This window comes from Marinobacterium sp. xm-a-127, assembly GCF_013283425.1.
Taxonomy (GTDB): Bacteria; Pseudomonadota; Gammaproteobacteria; order Pseudomonadales; family Balneatricaceae; genus Marinobacterium_E.
The window spans coordinates 474,545-488,034 of the sequence record NZ_WBYH01000001.1; the positions used below are offsets into that span (position 1 = coordinate 474,545).

Below are 13,490 nucleotides of genomic sequence, written 5' to 3' on the forward strand. Positions count from 1 at the left end.
CCCTTACTCAATGATATCGCCGCGCAGAAGGTATTTGCAGAGCGCGGCCGTGCTGACAAAGCCAAGCATGGCGATTAACAGTGCGGCTTCAAAGTTGATGGAGCTGGCTTGCACAATGCCATAGATCAGAATCAAACCAATACTGTTAATGTAGAGCGTATCCAAGCTCAGAATGCGCTCGGGCAACGAGGGGCCTCTGACTAAACTGTAAGTGTTCATGATAAGAGCGATGCTGATCATGACGAGAACGATTTTAAGGCTGATCTCTAACATTGGAATATCTCCTTCAGCGGGGTCTCGTAACGCTGTTTAATCTCATCAATCAACGCTTGCTCGTCGGGAAGATCAAGGGCGTGTATGTAAAGCCACTCTCGATCCTTGCTCACTTCGGCACTCAAGGTTCCAGGCGTCAGTGATATGGTTGAGGCAAGCAGGGTGATCGGTAGATCCCCCGTTAAGTTAAGCGGGTAGGCGATAAAACCAGGTTGCAGTGCTTTGGTTGGCCCTAGAATCAATTTGGCTACCGCAAGATTGGCGACCACGATATCCCACAGTAATACCAGAATGTATCTGATCAGTTTTAGCGGTCTCTTAACCGCCATCTGTTGAGTCTGTAGAGGTTCTGTCAGTAGTGGGATTCCCAAGGCTAGGATCAACCCCAGCACTATTTGCCCGAGCGAGAAACTGTTGTTCATCAGCAACCAGACAATTAACAGAACCAGTGATAAGAAGGGGCGTGGTAGCCAAGATCGTACGAAACTCATCGTTGCACTCCTTTAGCCATAATCTGTGTCGGGTCCTGCTCAAACGCTCGTAACTGCTCAACAGTTGCGTCTGTGTACTGGGTGATTGGGCCGGCAAATAGGCTCATCAACGGTGCAGCGCTCAGCAGTATGCCGACCGCAATAAATTTACGCGTTGCTGAGGCCTTGCTGCTATCCGGTTTGCCGTTGGAACGCCAAAACAGTGTCGATCCGGCGCGTGAAAAGGCGACCAGTGCTGCCAAACTGCCGATCAATAACAGCGGCCAAGCCCAGACCAGTGCCGAGCTGCTGTCGATCGACTTCATGATCAAAAACTTACCAATAAAGCCCGACAGTGGTGGCATGCCGATCAGAGTTAGAGCTGCAATGAAAAAGAGTATCCCAATGCCCATCGGCTGCGCCAAAGAGCGACCGGCCACGATTCGGTCAAACGAGCGTTCACGCTGCTCAGCGATAATGTCCCCGATTAGGAAGAAAGCAGCGCCCGCTAGCGTAGAGTGAACGGCGTAATAGAGCGCTGCTGATAGCGAGTTTGCACTGCCAAAACCGACGGCCACCAACAGCGTGCCGACAGACAAAATGACTAAGTGAGCGGCTAGACGTTTCACGCTCGGTGCTGAAATAACCCCCAGAGTTGCCATCACCAGTGTGCCGAGCGCCAATACCCAGATCCAATCCTGTCCTAGATCGGTTAGAGCACCAGCGCTGTCACCAAAGATCAGGTTTTGAACGCGAATGATTGAGTAGATGCCCACTTTGGTCATGATGGCAAAGAGCGCCACAACGGGGCCTGGGGCCGATGCGTAGGTTCTTGGTAGCCAAAATTGTAGAGGCAGTAGCGCCGCTTTCAGAGCGAACACCGAGAGCAGCATCATGCCGCCAATCTTAGTCAGTTGAATCTCAGACTCATTAAGCTCACGTACTCGCAGCGCCATATCGGCCATGTTTAGGGTGCCGAGCGTGCCGTAGATGATGCCTAACGCAAACAGAAAGATCGCAGAGCCGACAAGGTTCAGGAAAACATAGTGCACAGCTGCACTGGTTTTGTGTTTTCCGCCACCGTGAATCAGTAGAGAGTAAGAGGCGATCAGCAGGATCTCAAAAAAGACGAATAGGTTGAATATATCCCCTGTCAGAAAAGCACCGTTGATCCCCATCGCTTGGAACATCATCAATGGGTAGAAGTAGCGCCCTTGGTTATCGTCACCTGCGCTGGCATAGAGATTGGCGGCCAATAACAGAACAGAGGTCAGCAGAACCATCAGACTCGATAGACGATCTCCAACTAGCTGGATGCCGAACGGCGCATCCCAGTTACCCAGTGCATAAAGCGTTACATTACCTGCTGATGCTGACATGAGCAGAGCGACTGAGACGATCACCATAGTGAGCGAACCTACCAGGCTGATGACACGTTGGCGCTCAATGCTTTTTTCAAACAGAGGCAGTAGCTGCAGCGTGGCTAACAGAAGCGGCAGAATGATAGGCAGAGTGATTAGGTGATTCATTTCTGCTCTCCGCTCTGTTCTGGTAGTCGGCCATCGACATGATCGTTACCTAGGTCGGCACGGGCTCGAATGGCCAGGATGACCGCGAAGGCGGTCATCGCAAAACCGATAACAATGGCGGTGAGAACCAGCGCCTGCGGAACAGGGTCCGGTATTGCTAGGCCAGATTTCAATACCGCGGCACCATCAATGACGAGTCGACCGGCGGAAAAGATAAACAGGTTCACAGCGTAAGAGAGCACCGTTAAGCCAAGTACCACTGGGAAAGTACGACCACGAAGTACTAGAAATACCCCCACAGCGGTGAGTAGGCCAATAATCAAACTGATCAATAGCTCCATTATTTAGACTCCTCTGGACGTGCGTGGGTCGTTAATGCGCCTAGATTCCCGAGTATAAGTAGGGTGGATCCAATGACGGTTAGGTAGACCCCTAGATCAAACAGCATGGCACTGGCCAACTCGAACTTTCCGATACCCGGCAGATAGAAGTAATCAAACCACGAACTTAAGAAGGGGTAGCCAAACAGCCAGCTGCCCATTCCCGTAGCGCCTGCGATGATCAAACCGACAGAGATCAGCCACTGGTAGTTCAGTTTCGAGCGTTCGCGCATGAAATCGACACCGTTGGCGATGTACTGCAGGATCAGTGCTACAGCGGTTACTAGACCGGCAATAAAGCCACCACCTGGCAGGTTGTGGCCACGTAAGAAGATGTAAGCCGACACCAAAAGTGCTAAAGGAAGCAGTGCTCTTGAGACGGTCGCAAGCATCATCGGGTGGTGATCGTTGCTCCAAGGTATGCCGTTAAGATCAGCTGATGGCATGAAGAGTTTCATGCGTGCGATCAGTTTGTAGATACCTAAACCGGCAATGCCCAGTACGGTGATCTCGCCAAAGGTATCAAAGCCCCTGAAGTCGACCAGAATCACGTTGACCACATTGGTACCACCACCGCCTATTTTTGAATTGGCGATGAAGAAGTCGGCAATCGAGGTTTGCGGATGCGTCATCATGGCGTAACTAATGGTTGCCATCACACCACCAATCAAGGTTGCCAAACCAAGATCACGTACCACCGATGAGGGGCTAGCGGCTTTTGCAGTGACCTGTGGTAAGAAGAAGAGTGCGAGCATCAACAGTATCACCGTGACCACTTCAACTGAGAGTTGAGTCAGTGCTAGGTCAGGTGCTGAGAAGCGGGCAAAGATAAGCGAGACGATTAAGCCGACGACCGAGACAGCAATCAGTGCGATCATCCGTTTGCGGTGCCAGATCAGCGTCACCAGTGTGGAGACGACCAAAATGATGGTAGCGACGATGCTAATACCATCGACCGGCAGCAGTGGGCGTGCTCCCTCTAAATTGATCAGCTTCGTCATTGGAACCGTCGTAAAGAGCGCAACACTCAAGATGAACAGCATGGTGTAGCGTTGCAGCGATCCGTTCTCAAGTGTGCCGTAAATTCTTGTGGCAGCATCCACAATGCGCTTGATGTTTTGATCAAAGATCGCTTTAGCGTCTCGTTCAGGGAATTGCGCCTGAAACTCAAACAACTGCTTACGGGTCGCGTAGACGACAATGCCACCCAACAGTGCAATGAAACTCATCAGCAGTGGGAAGTTAAATCCGTGCCATATGGCCAAGCTGTAGTAGGGCGTCTCGCCTTGCAGCAGAGAGGTTGCAGCGCTGTGTAGAATCTCTGCAACTACCAGACCAGGGGCAATACCCACGACAAAACAGAGTGCGACCAGTATCTCGACCGGAATCTTCATGTAGCGTGGAGGCTCATGCGGTGTCTTAGGAAGATTGATCGGTTCACCGTTAAAGAAGACGTCATGAATGAAGCGCAACGAGTAGGCAACCGAAAAGATACCGGCAACAGTCGCTAGAACAGGCAGAATCCATGAGAGCGCACCCAGTGACCCCTGCTGTAGGGTCTCTGCAAAGAACATCTCTTTGGACAAGAAGCCGTTCAGTAGCGGTACCCCTGCCATGGCCAGTGCCGCGACCATCGCTAGCATTGCTGTGTGAGGCATGTATCTCCACAAGCCGTTCAGCTTGCGCATATCCCGTGAACCCGTCTCATGATCGATGATGCCCGCTGCCATGAACAGTGAGGCTTTAAAGGTCGCGTGGTTAATGATGTGGAAGGTAGCAGCGACCGCCGCAAGCTTTGAGTTTAAACCGAGTAGTAGCGTGATCAGACCTAAGTGACTGATAGTGGAGTAGGCGAGAAGCCCCTTAAGATCGTGCTTAAACAGAGCCATGTAAGCGCCAACCAGCAAGGTGGCAAGACCGGTCAAGGTGACGATCAAGAACCACATGTCGGTACCCGCAAGCGCCGGGTAGAGTCGAGCCATTAAAAAGATGCCCGCTTTCACCATGGTTGCTGAGTGAAGATAAGCAGAGACCGGCGTTGGCGCCGCCATTGCGTGGGGCAGCCAGAAGTGGAATGGGAACTGTGCCGACTTAGTAAAGGCTCCCAGAAGCACTAGGACTAGAATATAGGGGTAGAGCTCAGAGCCACGGATTAGATCCCCTTGAGCCAATACATCCGTCAGGTTGTAGCTGCCGACTACCTGGCCGATCAGCAAAATGCCTGCAAACAACGCCAAACCACCCATGCCAGTAATGGTCAGTGCCATGCGAGCACCTTTGCGCGCTTCGCTCTTGTGATTCCAGAAGCTGATCAACAAGAAGGAGCTGATGCTGGTCAGTTCCCAAAATAGCCAGAGTTGAATCAGGTTCTCTGACAGCACAATACCCAACATGGCGGTCATGAAGAGAATCAACATCGCATAGAAGCGCGGCATGTTGTCCTGCTCTGAGAGGTAGTAACGAGCATAGAGGATAACAAGAAGACCGATGCCTAAGATCAACAGGGCAAACAGCAGTGCAAACCCATCGAGTCGGAAGGCGAGTTCTAATCCGACTGCTGGAATCCATTCGAATCGCTCAATAAAACGCTCGCCATCGAGTACCGAGGGTGCGTAAGAGATCAGGGTAGCCATAGCGACCGCTGGCAGTGCGGCTGTTGCAAACGCGCAGGCCGTTCTCGACACCTTGTTGGCAGAAAGTGAAACGAACACCCCAATGAGTGTCAGTAGGGGGATCCAGAACAGGTTTAGCACCGAAGTAGACCTCTGAAATGTAAGGTTTTATCTTGTTTCTGATCTATAAAGAGTGCGGGTAAAGGGATTGATTTTCAAGCAACTGATCCCTTTTTTTATTCCATAATTCAATAAAGGTATAACCAAGCGTTGGGTGTTGCTGGTTTGGGCATAGATCGGCGGCTGGCAGTAACACGTGTGCGTAGTTTTCTAGGTCCTTGTGTGGCAGGTTGAACTGTTCAGATTCGACGATCTCTTGGTCAAAACAGAGCAGGTCGATGTCGAGAGCGCAGTAGCGACCACTCATTCGTCCCTGCTGAATCTCGATCGACTTCAGTGCACTAATCAAGGACTCTTGGTCTAGTTCTGTTTCAGCTTTGGTGACGAGATTGAGGTAGTCGGGTTGAGTAGGATCGATGGCGGAGCTTCGATAGCAGGGTGAGTGTTCGATGTTGCTGCAAAAGTGAGTGAGCTGCTCTAGGCCGGCGCGAATGTTGGATTCAGCATGATGGTTGCTACCGACGCCGAGCAGAATGTGGTGCACTAGAAACTTACTCCGCGAGCAATTCGAACGCCGACCAGTTCCGCTTCAGCTACGGCGATCGGTTTGCCGATTTCAAGACGCAGTCCAGGAATATTGAATTGAGCCATTAAGAACTCGGATAGATTTTCGGCGAGCGTCTCTAGTAGCTCCGCTTTGGCCTCTTGGCAGAACTGGATAACCGCTTCACTGACGGCGGCGTAATTGATAGAGGCCTCTAAATCATTGTTCTTGGCCGCGTCACGAATGTCGTTGGCCATCTCTAAATTGATCACCATAGGCTGAAGTTCTGTCCGCTCATGCGGATAGATGCCGATGATCGCTTCGAATCTAAGATTTTTTATAAAGATAGTGTCCATCATTGCACCTCTCCAACTGAACCAAGGGCTGGCAGTGTCTCCATTGGCCAGCGTGGCTGGGCTGTAATGGCGAGCGGTGAACGCTCTCCAGCCATCAAGCGCTGAGTGCCTGCATAGGCAATCATCGCGCCGTTGTCGGTACAGAACTTGGGGCGGGCGTAGAAGAGTTTAGCGCCCTCTTTTTTGGCTATATCGCCCAATTTTTTACGAAGTTTTTTGTTGGCGCTAACACCACCTGCGATCACCAGCTCTTTAAAACCGGTCTGTTGAATCGCACGGCGACACTTAATCGCCAATGTATCGACCACGGCATCTTCAAAACAGGCCGCAATGTCAGCTGAGGTTTGTTGATCCAGTTCGCCCATTTCGCGTTTTGCTGCTTCGACGGTGTTCAAGGTGAAGGTCTTTAAACCTGAGAAGCTAAAATCGAGCCCAGGACGATCGGTCATCGGTCTTGGGAAAGTATAGCGATCGCTGTTGCCATTTTCGGCCAGTTTGGCGATCAGCGGGCCACCAGGGTAGTCCAGCCCCATCATTTTGGCCGCTTTATCAAAGGCTTCGCCGGCTGCATCATCCAAAGATTCGCCCAGCAGTGAGTATTCGCCGATCCCTTTGACGCTGACGAGCTGGGTGTGGCCACCTGACACTAAAAGCGCGACAAAAGGAAAGCTGGGCGGTGTCTCCTCTAGCATCGGGGCTAATAGGTGGCCCTCCATATGATGGACGCCCACCGCAGGGATACCTAGAGCTAGAGCCAATGCCCGACCGGTAGAGGCACCGACCATCAGGGCACCAATTAGACCGGGGCCAGCCGTATAAGCAATGGCATCAATAGAGTGCAACGTACACTCTGCCTCTTTACAGACTTCTCTAATCAGTGGGATTAGCTTGCGCACGTGATCTCGCGAGGCGAGTTCTGGTACGACGCCACCATACTCGGCGTGCATCTCTACTTGCGAGTAGAGCGCGTCACCTAAAAGGCCGCGTTCGCTGTCATAGAGCGCTACGCCGGTTTCATCACAGGAGGTTTCAATACCGAGTACAAGCATTCAGAGCTGGCCTTAATCAGTGCTATTAATGGTGCCTCATATTATTCAGAAATCTGGCTAGTTAGTGAAGCGTTAAATTGCTTTACATCAGCTGTGGTGCTCTGTATTATTTGGCGCCCTCGGAAAATTACGTCCGAGGTTAATTTAAACCAAGCTTGAAAGGTAATTGGAAAACATGCCAGCCGTTAAAGTTAAAGATAACGAGCCATTTGACGTTGCACTACGTCGTTTCAAACGTTCTTGCGAAAAAGCAGGTATCCTAGCTGAAGTTCGTAAACGTGAAGCGTACGAAAAGCCAACAACTGCTCGTAAGCGTGCAGCTGCAGCAGCAGTTAAGCGTCACGCTAAAAAGCTTCAGCGTGAAAACGCTCGTCGCGTTCGCCTTTACTAATTAAGTAAAGACGCAGACTAGATTCCTTGTGGTCGAGTCTTTGTAGTAAACGATAGATTAGGTTATTGAGATGTCTTCATTGAAGAGTCAGATTACTGATGAAATGAAGGTTGCAATGCGCGCTAAAGATAAAGTGCGTCTTGGAACGATCCGATTGATGCTGGCTGAGTTAAAGCGCATCGAAGTGGATGAGCGCATCGAACTTGATGATGATCGCGTGCTCGCGGTGCTAGACAAGATGGTCAAGCAGCGCAAAGACTCGATTGCCCAGTATCAGGCGGCTGAGCGTCCTGAACTGGCGGAAAAGGAGCAGCAAGAGACGGAGGTGATTAAAACTTTCTTGCCGCAGCCTCTCAGTGATGTAGAGATCGATGCAATTATCGATGCAGCAATTGCTGCAACCGATGCTTCCGGCATGCAGGCGATGGGCCAAGTAATGGCCATCATCAAGCCGCAACTTCAAGGTCGTGCCGACATGGGAGCCGTTTCAGGTAAGGTCAAAGCGAAACTCTGATAGAGTGTTCGCTGGAACAGACAGCGAGCAGTTGAATGTCAGGAAGAATTCCGCAGCACTTCATAGATGACCTTTTAGCGCGAGTAAACATCGTTGATGTGATCGATTCGCGTATCAAGCTTAAGCGTGCCGGTAAAAACTACTCCGCACTCTGCCCATTCCATAAAGAGAAATCCCCGTCGTTTTCAGTCAGTCCTGATAAGCAGTTCTACTACTGTTTTGGTTGTGGTGCTGGCGGCAATGCGCTCGGTTTTGTTATGGAGTATGAGAAGCTCAACTTTCCTGAAGCTATTGAAGAGTTAGCGCGTACCGTTGGTGTGGATGTGCCGCGTGAGCATGATCGTCAGCGCGATGTGGCTTATGAGAAACAGGTCAAGAAACAGTTCGATCTGCTCGAGAGTGCTAACGCCTTTTACCAACAGCAGTTGCGCAATCATAGCGACAAAGCCAAAGCAGTAGCCTATCTGAAAGAGCGTGGCCTAAGTGGTCAGATCGCTGCGCGTTTTCAATTGGGTTATGCCCCTCCGGGTTGGGATAATCTGCAGAAACACATTGCCAAAGAGACTGAGGACGCCGATTCGCTGCTGCTAAAGTCCGGCTTGATGGTCGAGAACGAAGAGCGCGGCCGTCGTTACGACCGTTTTCGTGACCGTATTATGTTCCCTATTCGTGATATGCGTGGTCGCACGATCGGTTTTGGTGGACGTGTATTAACGGACGAAAAACCGAAATACCTTAACTCCCCAGAGACCGATACCTTCCATAAGGGTAAAGAGCTTTATGGCCTCTATGAGGCGCGTCAGCATACCGGCTCATTAGAGCGTCTGCTGATCGTGGAAGGCTACATGGATGTGGTGAGTTTGGCGCAGCACGGTTTAACCTGGTCGGTGGCTACCTTGGGTACAGCAACCACTGAAGCGCACCTCGAGCGTATCTTTAAGATAGTGACTGAAGTGATCTTCTGTTTTGATGGGGATGCTGCAGGGCGTCAAGCGGCCAAGCGTGCGTTGGATACCTGTGTGCCGGTTATGAAAGATGGCCTAACAGCCCGTTTTCTATTCCTGCCCGATGGTGAAGATCCCGACACACTGGTGCGCAGTGAAGGTCTGGATGCCTTTACGGCACGAGTGGATGAGTCTCTGCCGTTCAGTGAGTATTTCTTTAAAGCCTTGAGTGACAACATCGATCTCACTTCTATGGATGGTCGAGCTCGATTTTCGACCCAGGCGCTGCCCAAAATTCGTAGCATGCAGACCTCGGTGCTGCAGCAGATGATGTTGGATCGGGTTGCCGAGATGACCGGTCTGACGATAGAGCAGCTCGATACCATCGCGAATCTGCACTCCAAAGTGGAGACGATCGCTCCCGAACCTGCTGCTCGACCCAAGCCCTCGTATCAGTCAGATTCGATGCCGGATTACGACTCGGGTGAGTATCAGCATCCGCGCTATTTCGAATCGGAGTCGAGCTCCTCAGATTCTTACTCCTCTCAGACTCCACAAGCTTCAGGGCCAGTGCGATCGGGTATCAGTACTAAGATCAACTTGGTTAACTCTGCAATCTCGATACTGCTGCACCGTCCTGACTTAGCGCATCAGGTGGTTCAGGCGACCGAATTGGAAGGGCTCTACGTTGAGAATATTTCGCTGCTTAGGCAGTTGCTCAGCTATCTGCAGACCACTCCCGATGCGAGTCTGGGTACGCTTCTGTTGGATTGGCAGCGTGACCCAGAAATGGCGCCCAACCTGCTGATGCTTAATGAGATCTCACAGGTCGATCCAGTGCTCGACAATGTCGATGCCAAGGTGTTGCTGGATGATGCCATGGGGCGCTTATTATCACGTAAATACGAGCACGAATTGGCTGAATTGACACGTCTCTCGCGTGAGCGACCACTGACTAACGAAGAGAAACAACAGCTGGCGCAACTCTTGGCGCGTAAGGCCTTGTAAACCCTTCGCTCTGTCCCCATTTATAAACTATTAATAACCCTGCCGTTAATCCGTCTTTAACTGGCAGAGGTTGAACTTTTTAGCTATACTTCGGCGCTTGCAATTTTTGCGCGCCCAACGTGGCTAGACACAGGATTTTAAATGTCTGACAACACTGAACAGCAGCAATCACGCCTTAAGGAACTTATCGCTAAAGGTAAAGAACAGGGCTATTTGACCTACGCTGAGGTGAACGATCACCTCCCTGAAGATATCGCCGATCCCGATCAGGTAGAAGATATCATCCGCATGATCAATGACATGGGTATCTCTGTGTCTGAAGTTGCGCCGGATGCTGAGACCCTTCTAATGACCGATGGTGATGCAGGTGACGATACTGACGAAGAGGCGGTTGCCGCTCTTGCTGCAGTGGAATCGGATGCCGGTCGTACTACCGATCCCGTGCGCATGTACATGCGTGAGATGGGTACCGTTGAGCTGCTGACTCGTGAAGGCGAGATCGAAATTGCGAAACGAATTGAAGAGGGTATCCGTGGTGTCATGGGGGCGCTTGCTCAGTTCCCAGGCAGTGTTGCCTTGGTGCTTGATGCCTACAAAACAACCGTTGAAGAGGAGGGTCGTTTAAGCGATTTGTTCAGCGGTTACATCGATCCTGATGCTGAAATCGCCAATAACAATCCTATTCCTGAAGAGGAGGAGGTTGAAGACACAGACGATGATTCGGATGACGACGACAGCAACGATGATGATTCAGAAAAGGATCGTGGTCCAGACCCAGAAGAGGCGGCTGAACGTTTCGGTGCCATCGAAGAGGCTCTGGCTAAACTGATTAAAGCAGAGAGCAAAGGTCGTGATTCATCAGCCTTTGATGCAGCCCTAGAAGAGCTGGCACTGGTATTCGCTCCCGTTAAGCTGTCGCCACGCTACTACGACATGTTGGTTAGCCGTGTTCGTGGCTACATCGATCGCATCCGTACACAAGAGCGCAATATCATGCGTATGTGTACTCAGAAGTGCCGTATGCCGCGCGATCAGTTCATTAAAACCTTCCCAGGTAACGAAACTAATCCTGATTACTTCGATGATCTCGTTAAAGCGGGTAAGCCATACTCTGATGCGATCTCAGCAAGCCTAGATGATCTTAAACGTGCACAGCGTCGTCTGGTTGCCGTTGAAGAGGAGCTAAACATTGATCTAACCGAGATCAAAGAGGTTAACCGTCAGTTATCGATCGGCGAAGCGCGTTCACGTCGCGCGAAGAAAGAGATGGTTGAAGCCAACTTACGTCTGGTTATCTCGATCGCTAAGAAGTACACCAACCGTGGTCTGCAGTTCTTGGATCTGATCCAAGAGGGTAATATCGGCTTGATGAAGGCGGTTGATAAGTTTGAATACCGTCGTGGTTACAAGTTCTCGACCTACGCGACCTGGTGGATCCGTCAGGCGATCACTCGTTCGATTGCCGACCAAGCACGTACTATCCGTATTCCAGTTCACATGATCGAGACGATCAACAAACTGAACCGTATCTCGCGTCAAATGCTGCAAGAGATGGGTCGCGAAGCGACACCGGAAGAGCTGGCAGAGCGTATGGAGATGCCGGAAGATAAGATCCGTAAAGTATTGAAGATCGCGAAAGAGCCGATCTCGATGGAGACTCCAATCGGTGACGACGAAGATTCGAGCCTAGGTGACTTTATCGAAGATACAACGATGGACTCACCGATCGATTCAGCAACGGGTGAAGGCCTACGTGAATCGACTCGTGCTGTCTTGGCGGGTCTTACTGCTCGTGAAGCAAAAGTACTTCGTATGCGCTTTGGTATCGATATGAACACTGACCACACTCTAGAAGAGGTGGGTAAGCAGTTCGACGTAACGCGTGAGCGTATTCGTCAGATCGAAGCGAAAGCACTGCGCAAGCTTCGTCACCCAAGTCGTTCTGATCACCTACGTGGTTTCATCGACGAATAAATCTTTGATTTATAAGTTATTGCGCCCATATTACCAGCTAGGTATTATGGGCGCGCTTCTTAGGGCCCATAGCTCAGTTGGTTAGAGCGCTCGACTCATAATCGATCGGTCGCAGGTTCAAGTCCTGCTGGGCCCACCACTCTCTTTAGCTCCCGTTGGAGCGGTCTTGAAAAGGCCGCGACTTTCTCTTGTTGGAGCGATCTCGAAGAGGTCGCGATCATTTTATCTCTAGATCAAGAGCTGTCTATCCGACTCGCGTCGGCTAGCCTTCTTCTTTGTGTGAGCAAAGAAGAAGCAAGAAAACACACCCCGCTCCTTCGGCCTTCGGCACACTGCGCGCGATACTCTTTTTCTAACATCGAAAGGCACATTTCAGAGCCTGCTCCGTGCAGGCGCTGAAACTCTCGCCCATCCGGGGCTCGATCCTTTCAACGTCTTAACGAAAAAGAGCACCGTGCTCGTTCTCAGTCGGACGGGGAACGGGGTGCCAGATTCGAATCTCGTGCCAATCGTCCACGTCCGATCGAGTTCGGCATTTTGATTTTGAAGTTGGAGCGGTCTTGCAAAGGCCGCGATAGATTGGTGTTTAATTGAAGAGTGGTTTCAGACCAAAGGTCAGACACCGGAGTGCTAAACTAGATACGCCGCTGCGGGTCTGACCTCTGCTCTGACCCAACTTTCTCAGCGTTTTCCAGATTGTCTTAAAGTCTACGAGCGGATGACAGGCTGAAGGCCTGTCACCGATGATGCTTCATCTACCGGCTACAAATCGCCCCACCAATCTGTACCCACTCATCATCATTTTGAATCTGCAGTACATCAAACACCTGCACTTCGGCGGGTTTGATGTCATAGCGGGTCAGTAGTTGGCAGACGCGTTCTGCGTCGCTATTACGGTTTTGGCCGTTGGGTAGAACACCTACCCCTAAGATATGCCCCTTATCCCACCAAACAGGACGTGCCGGGAAAGTAGGGTCTTTAGCGAGCTCCGCCTCAACTTGTGCACGAGTCTGCAGCGACACTTCCGGCTTGCCACTCTCAATGTAGTAGGTAACGCCGGCAGCTAAAATAATCAGAATGAGCAGGGTAAGACGCTTATAGCTTTTCAAGGGGAGACCTCATTAATTAATTGAGGCGCAGTGTAGTATGAGGGGAGGGGAAGAACAACTCGACCAAAGAAAAAGGCCGCAGATGCGGCCTTGATGATTTATTAGACTCTACTGAATTTCACAGTTGCCAGCACCGTTGCCAGATAGTGTACAAACAGCTGAGCTTTCCGTGCCAGTTACACCTATGGCTGCTGATGCTGCAGATGTAGTCCAACCG

At 51.0% G+C, this 13,490-nt stretch carries 13 protein-coding genes and 1 tRNA gene; 5 read left to right on the forward strand and 9 right to left on the reverse strand.

Translation table 11 applies throughout. The features are described from left to right. Positions 1 to 3: 3 nt before the first annotated feature. Genes XMA127_RS02280 through tsaD form a run of 8 tightly spaced genes read right to left on the reverse strand, consistent with a single transcriptional unit; the run spans position 4 to position 7,333 of the window. Entirely contained in the window at positions 4 to 273 is a 270-nt protein-coding gene (locus tag XMA127_RS02280; protein ID WP_173480400.1) for a K+/H+ antiporter subunit F, read from the reverse strand. After that, a complete protein-coding gene (locus tag XMA127_RS02285) occupies positions 267 to 764 on the reverse strand; it encodes a Na+/H+ antiporter subunit E (RefSeq protein ID WP_173482858.1) in 498 nt (165 codons plus the stop codon). The genes XMA127_RS02280 and XMA127_RS02285 overlap by 7 nt, the downstream gene beginning before the upstream one ends. Further along, positions 761 to 2,272 carry a monovalent cation/H+ antiporter subunit D gene (locus tag XMA127_RS02290; protein ID WP_173480402.1) on the reverse strand — a complete coding sequence of 504 codons (1,512 nt, stop codon included), beginning with the start codon at positions 2,270 to 2,272 and terminating at the stop codon, positions 761 to 763. Before XMA127_RS02290 ends, XMA127_RS02285 begins: the two co-directional genes overlap by 4 nt. Next, positions 2,269 to 2,613 (reverse strand): Na+/H+ antiporter subunit C, encoded by a 345-nt coding sequence (locus tag XMA127_RS02295; RefSeq protein ID WP_173480403.1) that lies wholly within the window; start codon positions 2,611 to 2,613, stop codon positions 2,269 to 2,271. The genes XMA127_RS02290 and XMA127_RS02295 overlap by 4 nt, the downstream gene beginning before the upstream one ends. Continuing rightward, on the reverse strand, positions 2,613 to 5,405 hold the full coding sequence (locus XMA127_RS02300; RefSeq protein ID WP_173483868.1) for a monovalent cation/H+ antiporter subunit A: 2,793 nt from the start codon (positions 5,403 to 5,405) through the stop codon (positions 2,613 to 2,615). Before XMA127_RS02300 ends, XMA127_RS02295 begins: the two co-directional genes overlap by 1 nt. 43 nt (positions 5,406 to 5,448) lie before the next feature. Continuing rightward, the gene (gene folK, locus XMA127_RS02305; RefSeq protein WP_173483869.1) at positions 5,449 to 5,928 is read right to left on the reverse strand and encodes a 2-amino-4-hydroxy-6-hydroxymethyldihydropteridine diphosphokinase; all 480 of its coding nucleotides are present in this window, start codon (positions 5,926 to 5,928) and stop codon (positions 5,449 to 5,451) included. Next, complete coding sequence (folB, locus tag XMA127_RS02310) at positions 5,928 to 6,287, reverse strand: dihydroneopterin aldolase (RefSeq protein WP_173480406.1); 360 nt, start codon at positions 6,285 to 6,287, stop codon at positions 5,928 to 5,930. The genes folK and folB overlap by 1 nt, the downstream gene beginning before the upstream one ends. Further along, positions 6,284 to 7,333, reverse strand: a complete 1,050-nt coding sequence (gene tsaD, locus XMA127_RS02315; protein WP_173483870.1) for a tRNA (adenosine(37)-N6)-threonylcarbamoyltransferase complex transferase subunit TsaD — start codon at positions 7,331 to 7,333, stop codon at positions 6,284 to 6,286. Before tsaD ends, folB begins: the two co-directional genes overlap by 4 nt. Positions 7,334 to 7,508: 175 nt before the next feature. On the opposite strand from tsaD, the gene rpsU reads away from it, so the two are divergent. The 5 genes from rpsU to XMA127_RS02340 all read left to right on the forward strand — a co-directional run bounded on the left by rpsU (position 7,509) and on the right by XMA127_RS02340 (position 12,303). Next, positions 7,509 to 7,724 (forward strand): 30S ribosomal protein S21, encoded by a 216-nt coding sequence (gene rpsU / locus XMA127_RS02320; RefSeq protein ID WP_169451420.1) that lies wholly within the window; start codon positions 7,509 to 7,511, stop codon positions 7,722 to 7,724. A 70-nt stretch (positions 7,725 to 7,794) separates the two neighbouring features. Then, a complete protein-coding gene (locus tag XMA127_RS02325; protein ID WP_173483871.1) occupies positions 7,795 to 8,238 on the forward strand; it encodes a GatB/YqeY domain-containing protein in 444 nt (147 codons plus the stop codon). A gap of 35 nt (positions 8,239 to 8,273) precedes the next feature. Further along, on the forward strand, positions 8,274 to 10,190 hold the full coding sequence (gene dnaG / locus XMA127_RS02330; protein ID WP_173480409.1) for a DNA primase: 1,917 nt from the start codon (positions 8,274 to 8,276) through the stop codon (positions 10,188 to 10,190). 141 nt (positions 10,191 to 10,331) lie between these two features. Beyond that, positions 10,332 to 12,164, forward strand: a complete 1,833-nt coding sequence (gene rpoD / locus XMA127_RS02335; protein WP_173483872.1) for an RNA polymerase sigma factor RpoD — start codon at positions 10,332 to 10,334, stop codon at positions 12,162 to 12,164. Between the two features lie 62 nt (positions 12,165 to 12,226). Next, positions 12,227 to 12,303: transfer RNA gene (locus XMA127_RS02340), tRNA-Ile, on the forward strand. A 616-nt stretch (positions 12,304 to 12,919) separates the two neighbouring features. Here the strand turns inward: XMA127_RS02340 and XMA127_RS02345 are convergent. After that, positions 12,920 to 13,273 carry a hypothetical protein gene (locus XMA127_RS02345; RefSeq protein ID WP_173483873.1) on the reverse strand — a complete coding sequence of 118 codons (354 nt, stop codon included), beginning with the start codon at positions 13,271 to 13,273 and terminating at the stop codon, positions 12,920 to 12,922. Positions 13,274 to 13,490 lie beyond the last annotated feature (217 nt).

What these genes read in the sequence shown, in the direction of transcription:
- tsaD (WP_173483870.1), bottom strand. Translation starts at nt 7,333, where the DNA reads ATGCTTGTACTCGGTATTGAAACCTCCTGTGATGAAACCGGCGTAGCG.
- XMA127_RS02280 (WP_173480400.1), bottom strand. Translation starts at nt 273, where the DNA reads ATGTTAGAGATCAGCCTTAAAATCGTTCTCGTCATGATCAGCATCGCT.
- folB (WP_173480406.1), bottom strand. Translation starts at nt 6,287, where the DNA reads ATGATGGACACTATCTTTATAAAAAATCTTAGATTCGAAGCGATCATC.
- XMA127_RS02285 (WP_173482858.1), bottom strand. Translation starts at nt 764, where the DNA reads ATGAGTTTCGTACGATCTTGGCTACCACGCCCCTTCTTATCACTGGTT.
- dnaG (WP_173480409.1), top strand. Translation starts at nt 8,274, where the DNA reads ATGTCAGGAAGAATTCCGCAGCACTTCATAGATGACCTTTTAGCGCGA.
- rpsU (WP_169451420.1), top strand. Translation starts at nt 7,509, where the DNA reads ATGCCAGCCGTTAAAGTTAAAGATAACGAGCCATTTGACGTTGCACTA.
- XMA127_RS02295 (WP_173480403.1), bottom strand. Translation starts at nt 2,613, where the DNA reads ATGGAGCTATTGATCAGTTTGATTATTGGCCTACTCACCGCTGTGGGG.
- XMA127_RS02325 (WP_173483871.1), top strand. Translation starts at nt 7,795, where the DNA reads ATGTCTTCATTGAAGAGTCAGATTACTGATGAAATGAAGGTTGCAATG.
- XMA127_RS02290 (WP_173480402.1), bottom strand. Translation starts at nt 2,272, where the DNA reads ATGAATCACCTAATCACTCTGCCTATCATTCTGCCGCTTCTGTTAGCC.
- rpoD (WP_173483872.1), top strand. Translation starts at nt 10,332, where the DNA reads ATGTCTGACAACACTGAACAGCAGCAATCACGCCTTAAGGAACTTATC.